The following is a 23,556-nucleotide window of genomic DNA, read 5'->3' as shown; positions in this document are numbered from 1 at the left end:
TCCCCCTCTGCCGAGACCAATTGGTATGTGAACGAAACTGGACCTTAGCCTAGAGGGCGCACACCGAGCATTGCGCTGAATCGTCATCGTCGTCGAGCGCGTCACCGAGGACATCCCATACCGGCTTGTTCTTCTTCCGCTTGGATGCGCTCTCCATAGCCTTGGCGTGCCGCTCGAGGATCTCTTCACGCCGTGCGATCAAGTCGGGCAGCGACTCCCCACCTGACCAGGTGTACTGCCTGCCCTTCATCGCATACTCGCCAAAAGATGCGTCACCGTCGGCGCCCGCGTCCTGCATGACCTTCGATTCGATGGCGATCGCTCGGTTGAGCAGATCGGGATGCTTCTCTCCTAGGCCGACCCATTCCGCTTTCCGTTGATAGAAGCAGAAATAGCATCCCGAGCGTGTCCGCCATTCGTAGTACTTCGGAAGGCCGATTCCGGCCTCATCGAGCAGCCGAAGGACGCCATCATGATCGATACCATCTTCTACGAACGGAAGCACCGTACGAATGTTCGGCTTTGTACTCACGTAGCCCTTGCGGCCGGACTCGTCAGCACGGATCGCAACGTAAGAGACGGCAGCGTCGTCGCCGATCCACTCCTCGAGCGGCTCGATCTTCATCTTCTTCGTGCACCAGCGCATCTGGGGTGACGGGAGCGTTCCACGGTAGACCTCGAACCAGTGGTCGAACCCCTTCTTGGGATTCAATCGAGCGATCGGTTTCCCAAGCGCCGTTTCGAGGCGGTCGAGGTACTCGTAGGTTTCCGGAAGCTCGGCACCGGTATCGCAGAAGAAGTATTCCATCTCCGGGACGCGGTCGCGCATGTACACAGCGAGGGCACTCGAATCCTTGCCTCCGCTGATGCCACAGATGTGGCGAACTGAATCAGCCATGGTGAATGTCCTTCCTGTCGTTCCCGAGCGATGCAGAAGAGGTGTCCGTCTCTTCGAAGGCCAACCTTGCCATGAGCATCCGACACGCCTCCGTCCGTGAACCCAACAGCGCCCCGAGCTTCTCGAGGAACGGCTCGACGTGAGGGTCGAGCGATTCCCTTTGGCGTTCAGTGATGGAGAGGAACTCCGTGCGCTCTGTGCCGTCGGGATGGGTAAGGACCATCCGGCTGATGGTGAAGCCGTCGGGCTCTGCATCAGCCGCAAGACGCTCGTACAAAACCGCTTGGACTCTGCGCATCGTGGCGCCAAGTTCGGAAATCCTGAGCGGGAAACGATTTGCGATATCGTCAGTCCAGACGCGTGGAGCGTGACCGTCCGAGACGACCATCGCCACGTTCTCCAGCCAAGCCTGATCGTCTAGGTCCCTTGCAAGCGCGCCCACAAATGCCCTGAGCCGAGGCTCGAGTATTCGATCGTCTAGGTTGGCTGCTTGCCCGGCGAGAAGTTGGCGAATTTCGGACCGAGTTCCGCTGACCGCCGTCGCCTCCTTCAAGTGGGATTCGATGTCCTCGAGAAGTGCGTCATACGCACGGTCAAGCTCTTTGATGACCTCCGCAAGTCGATTTGCGTACTCCGTGGCGAGGTCCCGCTTGCCGTTGCCAGTGGCCGGAAATGGCTTGATCTTGAATACCTGGGGAAGTGTCTCGAAAAGAAGAACATCGGGTTCGGACGCGTTATGAAACGCGTTACGCACCTGCAGCGCTTCTTCCGAAACCGCACTCTTCGTCTTCTGCACGTACGGAGGCAGCAGCCGTAACTTTCGGAAGAGCGCGGTTGCAACATCGAGAAACGTCGGCTTTCGCGAGCCCGCCGTGATCTTGAGACCGTCGGAGAGCGCATCCACGACGATGCGCCTGCTTCCGCTATCAACTCCGGTGTTCCTGACGGTGAAGTGGACTGGGTTGCGGGTAAGTCTCTCGGCGACGGCGTCGTCGAGAGACAGGACGAGGCTTCCGTGCTCATACAAGGCGATCTCGTCGGCACGGACGAGAAGGTTCGCCACGATGAGGAGGGGGATAATGCCCTCCTTCAGGCCGACAGGTGGCTCGGTTAGCCGCTTAGCGACTTCGAGCAGATTCGTCCGGGTAGTTCTCGCATCCTCGAACGCAGAATTGACTATCTGCCACACGCTCTTCCAACGTCTATCCGATGGAGCCTGAATCTCCCCAGAACCCTCTGAGCCCGCTTGGTGCATCCCTGTCGAACGAAAAACTGCCTCGTAAATAGCTCGTTCTGGCCCATATCCCTCGATGCCAAATGCCTCTTGGTCCCTCTTCGTCAGCATCGCTTCCATGAGCACGCGACGAGCTTTGGCTCCCTGGCTTGTGAGTTCGCGTCTGGCAATCATCTCATTGGCCACGCGAGGGGTTGCGGAATACGCCAGGTCCGAAACCGTCGACAACACCGCCGAGAGACCGGTCTCGGGCGCCAACGCAATGTCATGACCGAAGAAAGCCCAGCTGGCGTGCGAATTCCAAGTGCGACCAATCTCACTGCGCAGCTGTTGCTGCGCAGCCGCTGTTCGCTCGCGAAGCTCGCGCTTCGCCACCCAGTCTGCGTTCTCATCCTCCGCGGAGTGGAGCGCGAGCTGTAAGGCTGCTGCTTCCAGCGCTGCCTCCTCAACGGCACTGAAATCGGCGGGTGTAATCACCACGATGGGCTTTTCTGGGGTGTCCAACTCCGACGACTCCTGAGGCCTGTCGGAGGTCGCATAAAGGACCACGCCATCCCAAGAAGCACCTGGCACCTGAAGGTCAGTGGGCGTTAGATTGCTGAATTTCTGTTCGAATATTCGCAGTACGCCGTTCCGTTGGCTGTGGCGGCCAGCCACAGCCGGCTCCAACGGTGTCACTTCATTCAGCAGCGTCGCGAGATCCTTCGTTGCACATTGCCTCTTGGCGCCGGCAATAGCGCGCCGAAGGTCGTAGTCAGATCCTTGCCAAACTCGGTACTCGTCAGAGAAGGTTCGGTAGACGATCAGCCCCCTGTCCTCGAGTGAGGTCAGCACATTGCCGACCTCATCGAGGGTGCTCGAGCCGTCTTGTCCTGTAAGAAGCGCGAACTCGAGCATAGGTCGTGATGCTCGTACGCTCCCACCGCTCGAAATTAGATTGAGAACCCCGATAGCTTTCAGGGCGCGAAGCTCCGCAGAAGTGAGGCCGACGGTGTCCCTGATGCGTGTTTCGATCTCCATCCAGCGACTGGCGTTATCGGAGACCCCGATCATGCTTCCGGCGGAATCGAGGAAGTAGTCATAGACCCGGTCAAGCCCGAGAAGCGGTGGCGGTTGCCTCGGATTCCATTCGGAACTGTCGAGAAATGCCGGTACGGCGAGGGGTTCCGTACCACCCATGAAGGAGAACAATGTTCGTTCGTTCTGACCGTAACGCGTGCAGAGATCCGGAAGAACCGCAAGTGTAAGAGGGTGCAGCGGAATGGCATCCCGCGCGTCCTCTAGGAGATCACGCAGACCGAGGTGCTCGAATGCCGTCGAGTTAGCTTTGATCCATTTTTCGGCGGCTCTACCGACTTTCGTCGTCGTACGCTCCAAACTGCCAACGATCAAACGGCGAGACTGAGAGGGTGTTTCGACGTAGGGGATGTCCTGAAAACGTCCTTGCACCTTGGACCATTCGCGTCTGCGCGCCGCAGATGTCTCTTGGACGTACTCGTCAAATGACAAGTGTTGCATGGTAATTATCACCAATGGAAGCGCATCGTCGCCCTGAGTTAGTTCTGCTAGTTCTTGCAAGAGATACGGATCACCCAGGTGACCGGATTCGGCGAAAGCCTCGAGGTTTTTGCCGAACTCGTCGATGATCAGAATCATCGGGCGAGTTGCGCACATCCGTTTGATGGTGTCCCGAATGTCGTCCGTCGTCAGCGTTCGACTAGCTTCACTGTCACCGAAGGTGTCGGGGACGATGGTCTGCGTAGACCCGAAAGTGCGCTCAGCACCGGAATGTAGCGCACGCGCAATAGTGGACGAAACGGGTTCAGTCCTCGCGGTTGCGAAAGCCCGAATCATTCCTTCTCCCTGAATTCCCAGGCTTCGCAATCCCTGGAGAATCAGAGTGTCGACGCTTTCATCGACCATGCGCAGAATTGCGTGAGATTCAGCGTACTCGGGTGCACTGTCTGGAGACAGCAGCCCATCAAGAAACACGGCCAGGGATGACTTACCGCCACCGTGTGGTCCCGTTATCGAAAGTGTGCGTCCTGCAGCAGAATCGGCAAGCCCTCGCCCGATCCTCCCGACGACGTCGATTGCGCGCCCTGTCGGGACATACCCTTCAACGGCGTGAGCACCATGGTCTCGTTCCACGTTCGCTGACCGACTGAACCGCGGGCGCGGGCGTACGTGTCGTGAGAGTGCACTCATGCTGCGGTTCCCTTCGCGGAATTTCTTCGAGTCTTCTTTTCCTGCGCCGTCTTCACTGCTCGTTCCGGCACATCGTCGGGATAGGCCTGCCTTGCGGCCGGCCCCGCAACTACGATGTTCTCGGCCCCCCAGAGGTCCGAGCGTCTCTTTTTGTGGTGCTCGAACATCACCTCGCGAGCAACCTCGATTGGAGGCGAGTCGACAGTCAATTGTTGCGCTCCGGCTGGCCGGGCAATCTTGATCCCGGACACTTCCCGAGCCGATTGGGCGATCGCGTCAACAATGTTCTCCGCAGTCAGTTTCATGATCCGACCGGGCGAGCCGGGATCGACGGCAAGTCGATCGATCGAGATGGTTTTGCTTCCACCAGCATCACGGCTCATGTAGTCGAGGCACGCGTATGTGATCGCAGCCGCCGGCAGGCCACGCTTCTCACCGCGAACGAATCGGAAGCTGTTTCTGGAGCCGGGAGAAGGCTGAATGATCTGCAACTCGCGGAAGGGCGAATCAAGTACGTCGTCCAGGGTTTGCCGCCCGCGCGTTTCTCGTCGTGTGTACATGCGGAGAAGGCAGTCCACATCCTTCCGGATGCTTGATTCCTTGGGCGGTTGCCACGTTGTGGCCGCGACTTCGTCAACACAGTACTGCAGCAACTCATCCTCGGTGAACTCGACTGCACTGAAATCGTTGAATGCCAATCGCCATATCGGCAGCATGGTTTCGGCAGATATGGCCTGCCAGTGCAGAATCCACAGCGTGCTTGGATCTTCCATGAATGGGTCCAGCCCATATTCTTCGTCCAGGAAGGCCCGGCCGAATTGCGTGGGCACTGAGATGGATACACGCGATCTTTCTGGATGAGGCTTCCGAGTAATTACTCTGGTCGCCGAGGACCAGAACCGAATTGCTTCAACCATGTTCTTTCCGACACCAAGTTCGACTGGCGCCTCTGGCAGACCGAAGACGCTGGGGTTCTTCGCTGCGGAGTCATAGCCCTTCTTGATCCATCCAAAGCGCGGATGGAACGTTTGATGGTTCGCGAACGTCGGGACCGCGGATTGTTCGAGGGTCATGGATCAGCCTTCCGATCGCGTTGTCAGCTCGCGAACACGCACCACCGCTGATGCAATCTCATCGATTGCGTGTGCGACTTCATCGAGCGTTGTGGGGCGTCCGAGTGAGATCCTCAGCGACTCGGACGCCGCCGTGTGAGTCAGACCCATTGCAAGCAGTACATGGGACTGAGTAGGTGTTGCGGATTGGCACGCGCTGCCAGAAGAGACGGCGATATGTGGCATCGAAGTCATGACTGCTTCAGAGTCGGCGCCACAAAATCGCAGGTTCAGGGTGTTGGATAGTCGTTCTGTTTCAATCCCGTTCACTTCGATGTCGCTGAGACGAGAACGTAGGTCGGTCAACAACTTGTCCGCGAGGTGTGCTAGCCGGTGTGTGTCGGCGGACTGTTCTTTCACAGCGAGTTGAGCCGCTCGACCGAAACCGGCTAGCGCCGGGGTGTTCTGCGTCCCGCCTCTCAGTCCAAATTCTTGCCCGCCTCCGGAGAAGATAGGGACTAGCCGTCGCTGTATGTGTCGGGATGCGACCAGCGCACCGGCACCCTTGGGTCCATAAACCTTGTGGCTGCTGCACACCAGCAGGTCAGAGCAATTGACGACGTCCGACATGTCGCCCTTACCAGCAAGCTGGGTTACGTCAGAGAAAAGGAGTGCGCCATGATGTCGAGAAAGTTCTGATGCGATCGCCGAGGGCCCCAAGACCCCGGTTTCGTTGTTTGCGGCCATCACCGCAACAACCGAGACCGTGTCGTCGATCAGCTCCGCGATGTGTGAAAGATCTACCATCCCAGACCGGTCGACGCGAGCGCACCTTACCTCCCCACCGGTAAGTTTGACAGCCACATCGGCAGCTGAGAGAACGGCCTTGTGCTCAGTGGCCGCAACGACGATGTTCGGTCGCGCCTGCGCACCCAGTGCAGCACCGATTATTCCAAGCGCAGCCGCTTCGCTAGCCCCACTGGTCAGCACGATGTCCCGTGCAGGCCTGCGGACTAGGTCTGCGACATGACTTCGCGCCTCTTCAACCACCTCAGCGGCACCCTGACCGCTCCTGTGCTGAACGCTCGAGGGATTGGCGAATTGCGACGAAGCTTCGGCCATGGCCGTCTCCACCCGCGGGTCAACTGGCGTTGATGCGTTGTAATCGAGGTAAATCATGGCGGCACTGATCCTATAGCCCTAGCTTTCTATCCCCATGGAGGCGCGCGGCGCCGTTGACAGTCGGTAACCATTGCAGATGCCTCCGACAGATGCCACCGAAGTGTGTTGAATCGCTCTCGCGAGTCCGGAGGCCTACCAGTCAGATTTGACCTGTTCCCCGAAGGGGGTCCACTATGCTGCAAAGTCTCATCAGCCCTGGTAAGGGCGAAAGAGAATCGGAGCAGTACCTGAATGCAACCGGTACTCCGGCCTGCCGACGGGGAGTGGGCGGGTGTCGCCGCGGCGAGGAGATCGTCGCCACGTTCGAGGTGTTGTCCGGCCCCGCTCAACGACGAGCGCCTTGCAGCGGGAATGAATTCCGGCGCGGTGAAGGAATCCGAAAATTTGTGGGGACAGACAGCCGCATCGGGCGAATTTCCACGATTCAACGATCAACGGAAGGGTGCTCGAGATCACATCGATGGTCGGCGTCGCTACCCGGAACGTCCGGATCCTCAACGGCCGGAGGGGCCGAGGCTCCGGGTACGCCGGGGCCGGTTCACTATGGGTTCGATCGGAAGGTCCGCCCTCCTGGTCTGGAAGAACCTCGAATCTCCGCTCCAACACCTCGGCTTCCCCGGAATGCAGGAACACCAGTACGAGGGCATTGCTCCGCTCCCCGGCCACCCGGCCCGACAGCTCGGCGTAGATCGACAACTGCGCCCAGTACTCCTCTGGCGTCTGGGCCGACATTTTGACGTCCGGCTTGTAGTCAACGATCACAAGCGACTGGTCATCAAGTCGCTACCGGGCGCCGGTACTGCCAAGAGCATCTCCTGCCAATGCTCACACGTCGCAGCGCGTTTCACCCGGCTGGGGTGACTGCCGACCGTGCGAGAGTCACAAATCGTGTGACATCGTCCGGCCGCCCCTGCAGGGAACGTGATTCGTCGTTCATTACCACGACATCGTGTCCGATTCGAGCACCGTCATCACCCCACACGGAACCCGCGGGCCGATTTCGCGAATCCGTACTCAGATGCCTGTGCGGTCCCGAGTATCTGGTCGATCGAGGACCAGACCATCGAGGCGACGACGGCATGCAGCGCAGACCGACGCCACCATCCGAGACACGGTCACGCGGCTGTCGCCGCAGTCTGGTAGACACCCAGGGATGCCGCCAGCGGGAATCTCCATGCTCATCGAAAGGCTGACTACATGAGCCGTTACCCGTCCCGACTCATCCCTACCCTCAAATCGATTTTCTCGGAAGGGCCGATCGAAAGCTCGGCCCTTCGTGCCCGTCTGGAGCAAGCGGGTTTGCGCAGAATCGAAGACACCGACATCTACTTCGCGTGCCATGAACACGCACTCGCCGTACTAGATTCAACGCAAACCAGCTGGATACCCACCGGGTGGGCATCTTCCCCGCCCAACACCGAGCCCGACAGCAGCACGGCGCGAGTACACGAAGCGCGAAAAGGATCAAATTCGCTGAGACGCAGCGAACAGCGTGAACTCGCCCGACTACGCGCGTCAGCCGATCTCAACGACGTACAAGCCGAGGAGTGGAACGCCCCTCTCGACCCCGAATGGCAGACGGTGGCTACCAAGGCGGCGGACGCTCTCACGTCAGAGCACAACGAGGTGACTCGAACCAGGTCTACTCACGACGTCGCGTTGACTCGGGGAACGTCCGTCGCGGTGACCGAAGCTCGCAAGGTGATGCGATTCGAGATGCAAGGCGATGCTCCGACGCGCGAGGGCCAGACTGCAACGCTTATCACTCAGTTCGATAAGTACGAGGTCGAAGTCGTGGCCGTCTATGGCACCGAAATCAGCCTGTCAGTATCGAACAGCTGTCCAGAGCTCGAATCTGCGACGTTACGGTGCGACCTGTCATGGCTCCTCGGCCGGCAGCTAGAACGACTCAAAGGCTTGCTCATCGACGTGGGCCAGTTTCACACCACAGCTGCACTCGACGTGGTACTACCTGGACGGGGAGCCGGCGCGCCTGCCTCCGACACACCCGCGCTCCCCGAATTGAACAGGGCCCAGCGCAATGCGGTGTGTCAGGGCCTCGGCGACGGCCTTACCTGGCTGTGGGGACCACCCGGCACAGGTAAGACCACTACCCTGTCGGTCCTGATCCGCGAGCTCCTGGCCAGGGGAAAACGCGTGCTCCTCACCGCCCCGACGAACGCAGCTGTGGACGTTGCGCTTACCGGCTTCCTCAACCACGTCGACGGCTTCGAAATCGGTGACGTGGTTCGAGTCGGAGAGCCGGCCACCGACGCGCTCACCGGACGTCCGGTCCCGGTACTGACGGACGAGGTCACCGCGATGCGTGGCGAATCCGTCGCCGCACGGCGCGTCGAATTAGAAAAAGAAACCCGCGAGCTACGACAGGAACTCCGTCGGATCACCAAGCCCAAGGACGCGGATGTGCCCGCCGATGCCAACCGAGTGCGCGCCATCGAGGCCCAGATCGCGCGAAACCGTGCGATGTCGAAGGAACTCGGAAAGATCCTCGCCGACGTGCGTCGGAAGGTCTGTCGTGAGGCCCGGCTCGTTGCTGCCACCACCCACCAGGCGGTACTCGACACCCTCGCCGACGCGGTCTTCGATGTCGTCATCATTGACGAGGCCAGCATGGTTTCCGCTGCGATGACGATGCTCGCCGCGGGCCTCGGCCGTGGACATACCGTCATCGCTGGCGACTTCCGCCAGCTTCCGCCGGTCTCCGTCTCGGAGGAGCCACACGCCAAGCTGTGGCTGCGCCGCAGCTCGTTCGAGAGCGCCGGAATCGACGCGGCCGTGCGAGCCGGACGCCCGCTTCCCAACCTTGCGGTCCTCGACGTCCAACATCGGATGCACCTCAAAATCGCGGAGTCCGTCAGTGACGGCTTCTATCCAGAGCACCGGCTCGCAACCGCCGAATCGGTGATCCGACGGCACAGAGTCACATCCGCGCTCAGCGACGCGCCGATTCTGGTGCTCGACAGCTCCGCGCTCTCCCCTAGAGCGGCGCGAAAGCACGGGCTGCACTCCCGCTACAACCCCATGCACGCGCAGCTCGCCGCAGCCCTGATGACGACGCTCAGCGAAGATGTCACTGCAGCCCTCATCAGCCCCTTCGGCAGCCAGGCCGCACTACTCGCCGCACTGTTGGACCCGTCCAGTGCCAGGCATGCGGCATCGACGGTGCACCGCTTCCAAGGCGGTGAGGCCAACGTGGTGCTGTTCGACGCCGTCGACACCGCTGGTGGCGGGATGAAGCTCCACCAGTGGTTCGCGCGCGGACACTCGGGCAGTGATGGCGCCCGGTTGATCAACGTGGCCGCCAGCCGCGCCCGCGATCAGCTGATCCTCGTCGCCGATCTCGGCCGCATCCACCGCAGTCGAACCACCGTCGACGCCGTCCGCAAGTTCACCGCGGCCTCGCTTGCCGAAGCGGAGTTCTTGACATGGAAAGACGTTGTCACCCTGTCCGGCTCGCCGACCACTCAGGAGCTGGGCCTGGACCGGCTGATCTCCGACATCGGGGTAGCGAGAGACGCGATAGACATCTGGTCCAGTGATCTCGACCCGAGGACCGCACGTCCCGTCGTTGACGCACTCGCCGACGTGGCAGGCGAGGTTCCGGTGTCGGTCTGGTACCAGCCATCTCGAAGCGGTGATCTACCTGACGTCCTGGCCCCACTGCGGTACTCGTCGGTGTTCCTGCGACCGTGCAGCCCAATCCGCGAGTCGACGGCGGTTGTCGGCGACACACTGTGGACAGCATCGAGCCCTCTCCTCGCCGCGGACCCGGGTAGGGTGTTGCGCACCGCAAGCTCCCGACTCGCCCCGGCAGTTCGTCGTGCCCTGCTGCGCAGGAAGACTGCCCACTCACCCGGCAGCGGAGACTTCGCTGAGGCGTGTGCCTGCGGACGCCTGCTTGTCCGGGAAGAGGCCGCGGGCGGACCTCGCGCCGGTGTCTGGTCGGCCTGCAGGAGGTGCGACGACCCTCGAATGAGCAAGCGAGCGAACTCACGTCGCTAGTCGAAGGCCACAACGCCGGTGCGACCACTCCGAACGAAGTGTGACGGACTCACCACCGAAACAAGACGATTCAACTATCAGGAACTCACCCGAGTATGCGATCTCCTTCAACAATCGCGGCGCGCAGTTGCTCAACACAGTCACGTAGCTCTTCGGGAAGCACAACCGAGTGTGTCCCTTCTATTTCGGAGATATCGTTCCGGATCTCACTAACCAGCTCCGTCCATATTCCAAGAGCACGGTCGGTGGCTTCTCTAGTCAGGTCTTCCTGAGCTTGGACGGCCTCTCGTTCCCGTGCTTCTGACTCCCGCCTGGCTCGGCGGTCATCGATCATTCGAGCTATCTCGACGGCAATCGGTAACACCGCAGCTGCAACTTCAGCGCCTTGCTCGAGTGACCAGCTCCGCCCGGTTACGGCGACCTTCCTAGAGCTCCTCCCCGTACCGACGGGGCGAATGCTCCCGGATTTGCGAAGAGCTTCGACCAGCGGGCTACCGATTCTGCTCACGTATGTAGCGATCCCCTGGACCTGGGTGCTGCGTGCAGGGTCCGCACCGTCCCGAAATGCCGACATCATTTCCTCGAGTTGCCGCCATAAGGGCTGACTCTGTTGTCGCTGAGCAGACTTCTTCACGTCCTGCAAGAGGCGATCGAGGCTTCGATTGTGCTTTTTGTACCAGCTGCCGAGCGTTGACTGCAGGTCCGCGATTGCTGCGTCCCGCGACCCGCCGGCGAATGCGGTCCTGACCGACTGTCGCACCGTGCCATGCAAGTCTGCTCGCGCTGCACTATCGATGGCATCGAGCGCAGTGAGGGACTGCTGTTGCCGAGCCATCACGTCATTGGCCTGGGCAAGGAGTGCCTCCGACTCGGCCAGCTGGAGTCTCAGTTTCGCTATCTCAGTCCTCCCAATCTGACGCCAGTAGCGTTCTTCCGTAGCCCCCCTGATCGCAGCGAAGTCTCGCTCTCCGACACACGCGAGATCGTGTGCCAGAGCATCCATGCCGTCCCATGCCCGTGAGTCGTCCCAGATGTCAGGCGCCACGTCTCGCGACGCACCAGCGATCTGTGCAAAGTCCTGCGAAACCACATGGACGGGAAAATCGGCCGACACTTCGAGGGAATCCCTGAGTTCCTCGATCTTCCGGTGCGCGAGCTGGCGATAGCCTTCAAGATCGTCGTCCGGATCGATTCCCGCTTCATCGAAGCGCGAGATCACCAGCCACAAACCCTCCGCTGTCCAGCCACCATCGATGATCTGCATGAGCATGTCACGTTCACCCGTCGCCAGCTGGGGAGTAACCGTGATGATGGCAACGTCGGTTGTGCTGATGGCTTCGCAAGCAAGTGCCGTATTCGACTTGCCGCGCACGTCGTCTGCCCCAACTGCAAGTCCTGGCGAGTCCCGCAGAATACATCCGGCCCACGCCACTTGGTTGATGTCGAACGTCTCGTGTCGTCCACTGATGGTCAGCCACTCCGGAACTGGCACACCGCCATCCACAAGAATTCGGCGAATCAGCGAACTCTTGCCCGTGTCATACGATCCGAAAATCGTCACTACGGGCTTGGATGTCGAGTTGAAACCATTCCACCGTTCAGTGTATTCGCCGACAGCGGCCCCGCCAGGTAGCCGCTCGAGCCACTCCTTCACCTGCCGCACATCCGTTTCCATCACTCGCAACCCCCTTCTCGGTGACGCAGGTTCGTACCCTCGGCCAGCCAGAGCTCGACGGCCGAAAGCAGCTTCTCCTGAGCTTCGATCTCGGCTTTCGTCACCGACTGTCCATGCTCGAGCTGACTCTTGTGTTCAGTTAGCGCCAAAGTACGTTCACGGAGATAAGGCAAGAGACCGTCGTTGGCTTCCCCTTCCAGCACGTGAGTCACCAGTTCGTCGTCCATACGGGAAATGAAGTTGATCGCATCGTTGCGGTGCTTTTCGCGATCCTTCTCTGCACGCTCGTCCTTGACCATTGCGTAACCGTCGGCGGCCATCCCGACCGCAGCCACGATCGGAGCGGCCCTGGCCATCTTGCCGGCCGTGTTGACCGCACCCCACGGCTTGAACTTGACTCCGAGTGCCTTGCCGATCCCGTAGACGGCATCCCGGTTGGCGATCCTCCGCACGGCCTCCGAGCCATAGTTGGCAGCATTTCCGATCAAGTTCCCCCAAGTCGCCCCCGCAACCTGTGGTCCTGTGAATCGATCCTCGGTGGCGAAGGCCTTGGCCGTGAAGCTGATGGACTCCATCTCTCGACCGATGATCGACGAGTGATCCCGAAACCAATCATCAATCTCCCTACACGAGTCGCTCACGACGCGTTCGAGATCGGACTCGAGTCCTTCGTCGGCCCACCATGAGTTGGACGTCGAAGCGAGCTTGTGGATGTCCGCTTCACCAGCAGCGGCTACCTGTTCCCTGGCCATGGCCGAATACGTTTCAACGATGCGACGTACACGCTCGTGAATCGATGACATCAAGAGACTGCCATCCTGCTGGCCATTCTCGATCGACTCGAGCAGCGAGGCTCGCACCTCATTGTCTGATCGGAGTTGCCGCAACGTGCTACCGATCTGATTTCGTACCTGTAGCAGGGAAGTGATCGCCGCATCTAGGCGTGCTCCGGCTGCACCCGCACACCCCTGTCTCATCGAGAACGAGTCTAGGACGCGAGCCAGTGGATCAACTCCATCCCAATCGCGGTGTTGACTGAAGTCCGCACGACTAACGCCTGTCCGTCCACCGACCTCCCCGAACGGATCCCCTGACAAAGTATGCACCTGAATTGGATCCACCCGAATACCACGCGATCCCAGCGCAGTGATGAGTTCAGCTTCCTTCCGACGCTTGCAAAGCAGGAAGTCCTCAGGTGCAGACAGGGGGTCAACACCAAACTCATCGCATCGGTTGATCAGATAGATTGTCCGGCAACCTTTGGCGACAGTGCGCTCCGTCCCGTTGACGATCGCCTCGAGCAGCGACATGTCCCCGATGAGTAGGTTTACGTGCATCACGATCAACACCAACGCAGCGCCACTAGCGGCATCCAACGCAAGTTCATCGAGGTCGCGTTTGCCGCTCTGGAAACCTGGGGTGTCGACAAGTTGAATGCCACCTAGATCATAGGTTTGCACGGCGTCGGTCGCCGCATTCCCATGTATCTTCATGGGATCCGTGACCTCACCACCCAGCTCCGCGAGAAGCCGCTTGACCAGACTGGACTTCCCCGAGCTGTAGTCACCCAGAACAACGACGCTTGGCTTTCCGTCCAGACGATCGGGCAGGCTTCCGATCTTTTCAGCAAGTCGCGAATCGCTCGCGATGAAGTCATCGATGGTACGCGCGAGCTCGACAGCGGCGGAGTGTGAGTCGACGTCCCATGCACGTTTCAGCGCTTGTTCGAGATCGTAGCGATCAGCCGCGCTCTGCTCCTTGAAGATCAACTGCTGCAATTGATCGGGCAGTCTGACGTCGGTCGAGATTTCAGTGTGATCAAGCCAGTCCTCCCCCAACCAGACACATCGACCAAGGGCCGTATCACTGGTGCCGCCTGATACGAATTCGCCTGGCAGCGAGTCAGCATGTCGTTCCAGCACACGGGTTCGTGCCCGTGCCACAACTTCCTCGGCGCCATCCGACCTCGGTATTGCCGACGATGCCTGGCGGAGGCAAAACGTCAACTCGCTCACGGCCGATCGCTTCTCAATCAACGCGAGCGACTCCATCAGTCTTTCTCGCAGGATTGGCGCAGCCGCCTGCCATGAATACTTCCTACTTTCCACGAGTGATTCTCGAACGATCCCGTCGTACATCTGGTGGACCGCTTTCCTGGATGCCCGCAGGGCATCCGACTTTTCTCGAGTGCGCTGGCGCTCAGCATTCTTCGCAGTGCGCGATCCGATATGCCTGCCCGCCTGTGCGACCGTACGAAGCCCAAACGCTGTCGCGGTTCCAACCCACCCGCCAGGGTTCCAGATATTGACGACCGCGGGCACCACGACAACGCCAGCTACAGCGCCTGCAGCCAGACCCGTAGACTTCATCGCTCTTGCCATATTGGCCTTCATCCGACCCGTCTTACCGTCGACCGTTGCCGACTCCACAGAAAGCCCGGACACTGGAGCCGCAGCGGGAACAGCTAGTTGCAGCTCCCGCAAGAGAAAAGCCGAAGCCGATTCATTCACTTCCGATAGAGCGGCATCGATATCAGCTCTCGTGTAGACGGCGCTACGGAAGCAGCGTTCACTGACTAGCTTGCCGTCACGGAATGCAGAATTGACCAGCTCGTCAGCTTTTCTCAGGGAGTCTTCACGCGGGCCGGACAAGTGTGATTTCAGCAGGTCGTCGACGTATCGATCGAGACGGCCCTCGCGGGCGGATGTTAAACGGACGCCACGAGCCGACTCGAAGGAAGTGAGCGGGTCCGTGCCGTTACTGCCGAGGAGATTCTTCCGGTCGAGTCCCTCGATGTATCCCAGCACGTCGAGAAGATCCTCGATGCGCTTCGCGTTTGCGTCGATTCGTTGCTCGAGGTCTTGTGTCAGCCTATCGAGATCATCAGCCTTGGATTCAAGCATTCCACGTAGTCCCTCGCGCAACGCGGTCTTGCGTAGCTCTTCCCCGCCTTCATCAATCGAGGCGACGATCAGCTCCTCGAGGACGGCGAAATTGGACCAGCGGGACAGGTACTCGACGCCGAACCTTGCGCGGTCCGACTCAAAGTTCGCCACCGCTGGCCCCTTGAAAGGTGTAGCGGCACGAGCAAACAATGCGCGCCGGCTTTGGACGGCAACGATCGGGGTCGCGGGCAAGCCGATTCTGGACAACTCGGTCCTGACATTATCGACGTGTTCACGCACGCTCTGCGACAGCGCTCTTCGCGCTGATTCGCTGGCAACTTTCGCGGGGTGTCGCCACCGTAGGTTGCGCACGTTCAAGACAGCCACTGAGGGCTTTCCGTACTCGCGAATCCACTCACTGACCCTTGCGAACTCCGATGCCTGCTGGCTTTGGGTGTCGAAACACAGCAGCACCGTGTCGGCGACCTCAATCGCACGCCGGGCGGTTTCCTCGAGGTCGGCGCGCGCTTGCGTGCGGCCCCAACCATTGATGCCCGGTGTGTCCCAGAGTCGGCATCCACGCCAGTCAATCTCTGCGACGCTCGTAGTCCAGTCGCTTTCGCCGGGCGACACATACGCGCCGTCGAGTTCCCCGAATGCCGAAAGGAGCGTGCTCTTGCCTGCACCCGTCCTGCCGAAGAACGCAATGTTGAAGGTGGACAGTAATTCACGTTGCTTCGCCAGGTGGGCAAAGAGCTTCTCACCGAACCCCTCAATGGCCTTGAAGACTTCTTCTTCGAGCTCGAGAACAGACCCGATCTCCGACCCCGTAGCCGCCTCGAGTCCCTCGACGGCCTCGAGGATAGACGCGACCACCTGGTCGAGGTCATCTAGTTCACGCTCGCCACTTCGGACAGCCCTCTCAACGGCATCCGTTAGCAAGTCCGCGGACTCCTCCACCTGCCCTCCCCCTCAATCCTCCCCCACAGCAGGAGATAGTTGTTTGTTGTACACGGAGGAACCGACTGCGGATCGCTGAAGCTTCTGCGCGCAACGATTTCCTAAGGCTCCTCAGTCCATTGGCGTCAGTCGAACACCACCGACAGCTCCCCCGTCCCCATCTGTGTCACATCCCCTACCTCGAGCAACCGATCTACCGATGATTCAGTAATAGACCGCACGTCGTCCGTGACACGCTGCCAGCCGAAGAGCCTTACGACCTGCTGCGCGAGCGTATCAACGTCGATCGAGTGCGCGTCCTGAATTATGTGTGCGACCGCGAGATCGAGTTCCTCAGGGGGAACATGCTCGAGCTTGCGCACAGGCCATCCCGGAGCGGGGATCCGCACGACAGGCTTCGATGGTCCCGGGATTCGGCAAACCCCGTCTTCACTAGGGGCGACCGAATACCCATCCACTTCCACGGATTGAAGGACGTCTTCCGCAATCATCCGTTTCGCTGCCCGGAGACTCTTGATCCCCCATTCGTACTTGAACCGTTCGAGCAGTACTTCCTTGTGGACAGGAGCCTCCGCCTTGATTGCCTGCTTGAAGAACCTACGCAGGTCCCGCCGACCTTCGGAGGTCTTGACGTCACCGGTCCAACCGTCGTAGTCGCAGAACACGTCGTAGTCCGACACCCAATCGGGCTTCGAATCGAAGTCGACGTCGACGACTTGAACATCAGGTGTGGCAATCTCGCGGTCGGCAGTCACCTTGGTAACCGTCCCGTCGGTGGCGATCGCCTGCTCGATCGCGGCCCGCAACCTCTTCTCCTGGACTTCGCGGTCGCGCCACCAGCTCAGCCCCCAGATTCGGTGAATCTCCCAGCCGAGGTTCCGAAGCACCGACTCGCGCAACCGGTCTCGATCACGGGCCGTCGGGGACGAGTGATAGGCCGCACCGTCACACTCGATCCCGATCGCATAGCTTCCCGGTCTGTCGGGATGCCTCACCGCCATGTCGATGCGGTAGCCTGCCACGCCGACCTGCGGGATGACGTCGTACCCCCAGCTCCGGATACGATCGATCACCTGCTCTTCGAAAGGGCTCTCGACGTCGCCAAGACTGTCTTTGAGGTCGAGCGCAAGCGCCTTCTGTCCGCGCTCGGCGAAGTCAAGGTATTGCTTCAGGTGCCTAAGACCATTATTGGTAGAGGCCTGCATGTCAGCCGCACGGAACGAGGATACGATCTCGACTCGCTTCCGCGCACGAGTAATCGCGACATTCAGTCTGCGCCAACCGCCATCTCGGTTGAGCGGGCCGAAGTTCATCGTGAACTTGCCGTTCTCGTCCGGACCGTACCCGAGCGAAAAGATGATGACGTCACGCTCATCGCCCTGCACGTTCTCGAGGCTCTTGACGAAGAAACCGTCGAGCCGATTGTGGTCGCCAAGCAGGCCGACGAGCCGTGGATATTCCGCGGACTGCCGCTCCATCTCGGCCTGGACCGAGTCGGCTTGGGCGGTCGAGAAGGTCACCACACCGATCGACTCATCCGGATGGTGCTCGGCGAAGTACAACACCCGCTCGACCACTTTGGCCGCCTCGACAGGGTTGTCACGACTCGTACCCCGTCGATAGGTACCGTTGACGGGGATCAGCTCTACGCCGAGGTTCGGTGCGTCGAAGACCGCACTGGGAAATGTGAAGAGATTCCCACCGTAGAAGCGGTAGTTCGAGTATGTGATCAGATCCTCATGCCGACTGCGGTAATGCCAGTTCAAGGACAGTGACGTCAGTCCTCCGGTCCCCTTGGCAAGGTCGAGAACGGACTGGAACACGTCGATCTCGTCACCCTCCTCGTCGTCAGTTGGGTCAGTGGACGAGGAGAAGAAGCTTGTGGGCGGCAGCTGCTTCTGGTCGCCAGCGACGATGAGCTGCCGGCCACGATAGACACAGTTGACCGCGTCCGAGGGCAACACCTGCGAGGCCTCGTCGAAGATCACCACATCGAACTGCATCTTTGACGACAGGAACTGGGACACCGTGAGGGGAGTCATCATGAAACACGGTTTGAGCTGCTGCGCCAGGGGCCCGGCTTCGTCGAGCAGTACACGCACCGGCTTGTGCCGGGTCTTCTTCTCCGCTTCACGGATGATCACCTGCGCTGCCCGGCTAGTCAATGAACGCGGCGCACGATCGTTGCATCGCTCAATCACTCGTACGTAGGCGTCGTTCATGAGTGCATGGTCCAGCTGCCGGAACCGAGCAACCGCACCATCACGGTCGTTCGCCCGGTAACCCGCCAGCCTCTTATCCAGCCGGACAGTCTCGTCAGCCCACGCCTCTAGGGCTGCATACTCGACCGACTGGGCGACAGTTTCAGGGGACCGCAGTGACTTCGCGAGTTCTGCAAGTACCGGCGTGAACCCGGATTGTTCGGCCCACTTCCGCTCTCTCTCATAGTCGCACCAGTTCTCGATGTCCGGAACCGCTGTGCGCTCCAACTCGCTCAGTAGCTCGACGGCATCGTCGACATCGGCGGTGAGATCGACTTCGAGTTCTGCCTGACGTGCTGACGAGAAGTGCCATACGAGGTTGCCGCATGCACGGTGCCATCGTTCGGCGACCTCGTCCATCTCGGAAGCCAGCATCGTGACGAACGCGAAACGGCTCGCGGCCGCATCGGGAATGCGCTCCCCGACCGCCGAGCGAACCTGTTCGGCCCAGTCCAGCCCAGCCGCGATTCCGGCGAAATCAGAGTCCATGCCGAGCTCGACGTCGCCGAACAGGGCGCGGTCCCCTGCTGAGTCCGCCGCGAGTTCGCGCATGCTGGCCCGAACATTGGACGCCGCCTTGACGTAGGAGATGGCAAGTCCGAGCGAGATCTGGTCCTGCGCAACCGTGCATACCTGACCCAGTGCGGAGCGCACCGGAGCAAGCCGCTCGTTCGCTGCCATCGCCCATCGGCCGACCTCATCTATCGGCCCGTTCTCGCCCGCCGAAGCCGGCAGATGATCACCCAACGCTCCCGTGGCTGCACGCCAACTCTCGAGTAGTCCCGACAGACGCTGCGCAATCAGGACCAAGGCCGGATCCGGCACGCCGTTCCGATCGAGCTGGCTTGCCAGCTTGACCGAATCAACCTCCACACCGGCAAGTTGAGTTGCTCGGCGTGCGTTCTCCAGCGCGGCGCGGAGAGCGTCGAAATCTGTCGCAAAGCCGTCGTAGGAGGCGCCCAGACGGGGCGAGTGCACTTTCGCACCCGCATCCATCTCTCGGGTCGACTGCTGCCAGCTCGCCGCCTCGTCGAGCCGGGCGATCAGGTCCTTGTTCACCTTGCCCGTCACGGTGACGGCACGGAGTGTCTTCCTATCAGTGCGAGCCGCCTTCGATAGCTTTCGGAAGCCGGTGTGCACCTCTCGGAACCGTACTGCTAACGCCGCGAGGTCCAGTTCGAGCGCGTCGGGTGTGAAGTGGTCGCGCATGGCATCCGCGCGGCGTCGCGCGTGCTCGACGAGGCTGTCCATCGCGTCAATAGACTCGGAGATCTGGTTCTGCAATGCAGCATTGAGCCACCTGCTTTCGGGGCGTTCAGTAGCCGCTCCGAGCAACGCCAGCTCCACCAATTCGCTCGCACGCCCGGCGGTCATTCCCTCCGTCGGCACACCGAGCAGCGTCGCCAGCTGAGCCGCATCCGCAACGAGAGGCTCTACTTGACCGGCGACGTCTGCGAGCTGCTGACGCAGGACATCGATCGAGCTCGGAGTCACCGAGATTCCGAGCAGCGTATCCGTAGATCCTTCCAACATCGGGTCCAGCCAGGCCTCATCGATGTCATCCCATCGAGGACCGACCGTGCTCTCCAGGTCGCTGATCCCCGCCGAGAGTCTTTCGACGGCCGATCGAGCCTGCTCGAGGCGCTCCCGCGCCGGAACGAGAGAGTCCCGGGTGAACCAGTCCACAGGAACCTGGACCCGCTTCTCAAGGAGTCGCAGCAGGTTCGATCGGATCTTCACCCCCTCTGAATCGCGGGGAAGCTTGAGGTTCGTTTCAGCATCAACGGTATCAATACGGACCGAGAGCGCCGACCCTGCGGCGGCACAGTCACCCGCGGCTCGTTTGAGTTCACGAGCCTCTGGGGAACCGAGATCGTCGCGTTCAAGCCCACGCCACAGAAAATCTTCACCGCTTTCGGTGACATGCCAAAGCTTCCCGAGTCGACCGGCGTGCTCGCGGAGGGCCGCGAGGTCCCCGGGCTTCATATCCGATCCTTGCGACCCTGGCGTTGCGGAGGCATCGACGTGTTCCTGGAGCGATTCGATTCGGCCAACGACCTGAAAAACCGACATCCCCAATGGAGAACGGATCTCGTTCATGGCTTGCGCAAATGCGCTGAGCTCCTCGCGGGTCTGCACAAGCCGTCCCGCATCGAGCTCGGTGAACGTGCGTGGTGCTAAGAGACGCGTCTTAAGAGTGTCGGCAAGTTCTTGTGCAACCGCCCTGCGGGTAGCAGCATTTCCGTGAAGCTCGAAAAGGAACTGCTCCAGTTTTGCATCTCGCAAACGGTCTCGGACGACATCTAGTGCCGCGGCCTTCTCGCTGACGAACAAGACCGATTTCCCGGTCGCCATGAGCTCCGCGATCATGTTGGCGATCGTCTGGCTCTTGCCGGTTCCGGGCGGACCATCCATCACAAAGCTCTTACCATTCGCCGCCGCGAGGATGCAGCGGCGCTGACTCGAGTCGGCGTCGAGGATGCTATGCATCCGTTCCGGTGGCGTGACATCATCCAGCACGGCCAGAGGTGCGGGCTCGAACGCGAAATCGCCAGCTGCCGGCGCGTCCGGACCGATAGCAAGAAGCTGAACCATCGGATGCCCAGCCACAGCTTCCGAATTATTCAGCAGGTCTCGGAAGATCGCCTCCTTGTGGAACGTAAACGTGGAGCACACGGTCCGTTCGACCAGCTCCCACCCATCCCGGTCGCTGATCGTGTAATTAATTGCGTCCCAAAGCCCTTTGATGTCCGGCGTGTCTGGGTCAACGTCATCAAGAGCGATACCGAGCTCTTCCATCTGCAGTTTCAGAGCGGGGTTGAGCGAGATGTCGTCGTCGCCGCGGAAGAGCACGTATGGCGAGTTCGCACCTGTCCGCTTCAGCTGAACGGGCACCATCAGGACCGGACTGTCGACCGGGGCGCCGTCTCCCGGGTCGATCCAGCGAAGTATGCCAATACCGAGATACAGCGTCCACACGCCCTTGTCTGCATACGTTTGCTGCGACTGCTGATCCAGCCTGCGCAACGCCGTCCTCAGCGTGTCAGCAGCCTTGTTCGCCACTGTGATGGACCGTGTCGGCGACTGTTCTTGCTCATCGGCGGCCGGATGGAGCGGGGTTTCGCCGTTTGAGACCAAGGCAAGCAGGTCACTGCCCTGCGGTGACCCAATCTCGAGGGAAGCGCTCTTCGTGTGTTTGAAGTACAGGAGCCGCTGACGCCGATCCAACGTAAGCAGGTCCTGCTGCCATGCCTCGAGTTGACGAACTAGTCGGCTCAACACCTCGTCCGATAGGCCATCCACGGCGACGACGTCTTGCCCATCGATCTGTACCTGCCCCACCTTGCATCCCCTCCCGAAATATGCAGCGGGTGAACTCTAGCGATCCCGGCTGACAACAACCCCGACGAAACTGCTTACGCCATCACCGCCACGCATGCAACATTTCGAACGGTTGTCTGGCGAACGCAGAGCGCATCGACTGATGCTGAGCACGACTCGAGACTTGACCTATGCCGGAATCCACATTCGCTCCCGAGCACCTGACCAACCTGGTTGGGGAAATCCGCGAACTCGCCTAAGAACTCGACGACGGGTCTCTAGCCGGATTCAGAATCCGCCGCCGGCTACCGTTCTCCTCGGCTCGACCGTGCTCCGCAGCTCGTCAACTGCGATTCCGCTGTAGCCGAACTCGACAAGATCACCTCGCAGTTGAGTTCTTGGATCGACAGCGAGATTGAAAATCCTCAATTGCGGTCCTCAAAGCGGTCCGATGTGGCGCGCGACCAGCTCGTCCACACAGTCGGCGAACGTGACGTTCGGAATTGATCGGCGCACCTGAGTAGACGCCCGCTGGAACGTCAGCAACGAAAGTGGCGACACGACAATTCGTTGCGCGAGGACGTGAACAGATGCGAGTCCACCTGGCAGTTCCCGATGAAACCTGACAGAAGTCGTTCGATGACCGCATGTGTATTACATGCCCTTCCGGCATCCGGAGTCTGTGGGCTCTTCTAAAGTACTTGCCATGGAGGAGCTCTTCGGCCGGTATCGATTACACACGATGTTGGGCCGCGGCGGGATGGGCAAAGTATGGAAGGCATTCGACACCGCAACCGATCGCGAAGTAGCGGTCAAGGTGCTGCTATCCGAATACGCCGAGGACACGCGCTACCGAGAGCGATTCGAAAGGGAAGCCCGGGCTGTTTCGCGCCTGCAACACCCTAATATCATCCCGATTCACAATTTTGGAGAGATTGACGGCCGCCTCTATATCGACATGCCATTGCTGGACGGAGTCGATCTCGAAACACTCCTGCGCGGGCAAGGTCCACTCCCCCTATCGACTGCCGTCCAACTCGTCCGCGAAGCGGCGTCCGCACTGGATAGGGCACATCAAGCAGGGCTTGTACATCGCGATATCAAGCCATCGAATATGTTTATCCACGACAGTGGCCACATGTATCTGATCGACTTTGGAATTGCCCGCGACCAGAGCGCGTATACGAATGGTCGTACAGGAACGTTGGCCTACATGGCTCCTGAGCAGTTTGATGGCAAGTCCGGCCGGTGCGTCGATGTCTACGCGTTGACAATGGTCTTGTTCGAAAGCTTGACCGGTCGCCACCCATTCCACGAGGCGACCAGCACCGCACAACTGGTGGCGGCACACTTGAATGCGGAGCCTCCACGCCCGAACGATCTCGTTCCGACGCTGCCCGAATCGTTGAACGCTGTTATTTCACGGGGCATGTGCAAAGAACCGAGTGACCGATATCGAACTGCCGGTGCACTCGCTCAGGCCGTGCATGCTGTCGACTTGGGCGAAAACCCCACCACGATGCTTGCGCGAGCGGTTTCTTTGTCTCTCCGCGATCGGAGTGCTCAGGACAAGCCTCACACGAGTGGCACAGCAAGCACCGACCTGTCGGAAATTGTCGACCGGGCACGACAACTTCTCGACGATGGACAGGTTGATGCTGCCGAAGCCCTATTTAGACGCGCCGCACAGGCTGACGACGCGGAGGGGATGAGTCTTCTCGGGAACTTGTTATGGAATCGCGGCGAGTTGACTGAGTCGGAGATGTGGTATCGGCGTGGCGCAGATGCCGGCAATGATTGGTGCATGGTGAATCTCGGTAAACAACTGCGCAATCGCGGCGACCTAGCCGAGGCCGA

General features: G+C 60.3%; 9 protein-coding genes. 2 read left to right on the top strand and 7 right to left on the bottom strand.

Translation table 11 applies throughout. The features are described 5' to 3' along the window. Nucleotides 1-49 precede the first annotated feature (49 nt). From AB0I57_RS07820 to AB0I57_RS07805, 4 genes are all read right to left on the bottom strand, one after another. The gene (locus tag AB0I57_RS07820) at nucleotides 50-898 is read right to left on the bottom strand and encodes a phosphoadenosine phosphosulfate reductase family protein (protein ID WP_358332134.1); all 849 of its coding nucleotides are present in this window, start codon (nucleotides 896-898) and stop codon (nucleotides 50-52) included. Continuing rightward, complete coding sequence (locus AB0I57_RS07815; protein WP_358332132.1) at nucleotides 891-3,986, bottom strand: hypothetical protein; 3,096 nt, start codon at nucleotides 3,984-3,986, stop codon at nucleotides 891-893. The genes AB0I57_RS07820 and AB0I57_RS07815 overlap by 8 nt, the downstream gene beginning before the upstream one ends. A 350-nt stretch (nucleotides 3,987-4,336) precedes the next feature. Continuing rightward, nucleotides 4,337-5,413 carry a DUF4007 family protein gene (locus AB0I57_RS07810; RefSeq protein WP_358332129.1) on the bottom strand — a complete coding sequence of 359 codons (1,077 nt, stop codon included), beginning with the start codon at nucleotides 5,411-5,413 and terminating at the stop codon, nucleotides 4,337-4,339. A gap of 3 nt (nucleotides 5,414-5,416) precedes the next feature. Continuing rightward, nucleotides 5,417-6,571: a cysteine desulfurase family protein gene (locus AB0I57_RS07805; RefSeq protein ID WP_358332126.1), complete on the bottom strand. Its 1,155-nt coding sequence runs from the start codon at nucleotides 6,569-6,571 to the stop codon at nucleotides 5,417-5,419. A 1,302-nt stretch (nucleotides 6,572-7,873) separates the two neighbouring features. Between AB0I57_RS07805 and AB0I57_RS07800 the strand changes: the two genes are divergently transcribed. Beyond that, nucleotides 7,874-10,597 carry an AAA domain-containing protein gene (locus tag AB0I57_RS07800; protein WP_358332123.1) on the top strand — a complete coding sequence of 908 codons (2,724 nt, stop codon included), beginning with the start codon at nucleotides 7,874-7,876 and terminating at the stop codon, nucleotides 10,595-10,597. Nucleotides 10,598-10,682: 85 nt separating this feature from the next. Here the strand turns inward: AB0I57_RS07800 and AB0I57_RS07795 are convergent, their stop codons facing one another. From AB0I57_RS07795 to AB0I57_RS07785, 3 genes are all read right to left on the bottom strand, one after another. Then, nucleotides 10,683-12,275, bottom strand: coding sequence for a GTPase domain-containing protein (locus AB0I57_RS07795; protein WP_358332120.1), 1,593 nt, complete (start codon nucleotides 12,273-12,275; stop codon nucleotides 10,683-10,685). Continuing rightward, nucleotides 12,272-16,117 (bottom strand): GTPase, encoded by a 3,846-nt coding sequence (locus tag AB0I57_RS07790; protein WP_358332117.1) that lies wholly within the window; start codon nucleotides 16,115-16,117, stop codon nucleotides 12,272-12,274. The genes AB0I57_RS07795 and AB0I57_RS07790 overlap by 4 nt, the downstream gene beginning before the upstream one ends. Nucleotides 16,118-16,242: 125 nt before the next feature. Further along, nucleotides 16,243-21,720, bottom strand: coding sequence for a DUF4011 domain-containing protein (locus AB0I57_RS07785; protein ID WP_358332114.1), 5,478 nt, complete (start codon nucleotides 21,718-21,720; stop codon nucleotides 16,243-16,245). A gap of 685 nt (nucleotides 21,721-22,405) precedes the next feature. Here AB0I57_RS07785 and AB0I57_RS07780 point away from each other — a divergent pair. Further along, the coding region (locus AB0I57_RS07780) for a protein kinase (protein WP_358332111.1) at nucleotides 22,406-23,556 on the top strand (1,151 nt) is incomplete at its 3' end.

Origin of the sequence: Rhodococcus sp. NPDC049939 (assembly GCF_040656415.1) — a bacterium.
Classification (GTDB): domain Bacteria; phylum Actinomycetota; class Actinomycetes; order Mycobacteriales; family Mycobacteriaceae; genus Rhodococcus_F.
Note: the sequence above shows the minus strand (reverse complement) of the source record. Positions and strands in the feature narration are given on the sequence as shown.

Excerpts from the sequence above, each read along its gene's own strand:
- AB0I57_RS07815 (WP_358332132.1), bottom strand. The coding sequence starts at position 3,986 with ATGATTCGGGCTTTCGCAACCGCGAGGACTGAACCCGTTTCGTCCACT.
- AB0I57_RS07810 (WP_358332129.1), bottom strand. The coding sequence starts at position 5,413 with ATGACCCTCGAACAATCCGCGGTCCCGACGTTCGCGAACCATCAAACG.
- AB0I57_RS07805 (WP_358332126.1), bottom strand. The coding sequence starts at position 6,571 with ATGATTTACCTCGATTACAACGCATCAACGCCAGTTGACCCGCGGGTG.
- AB0I57_RS07820 (WP_358332134.1), bottom strand. The coding sequence starts at position 898 with ATGGCTGATTCAGTTCGCCACATCTGTGGCATCAGCGGAGGCAAGGAT.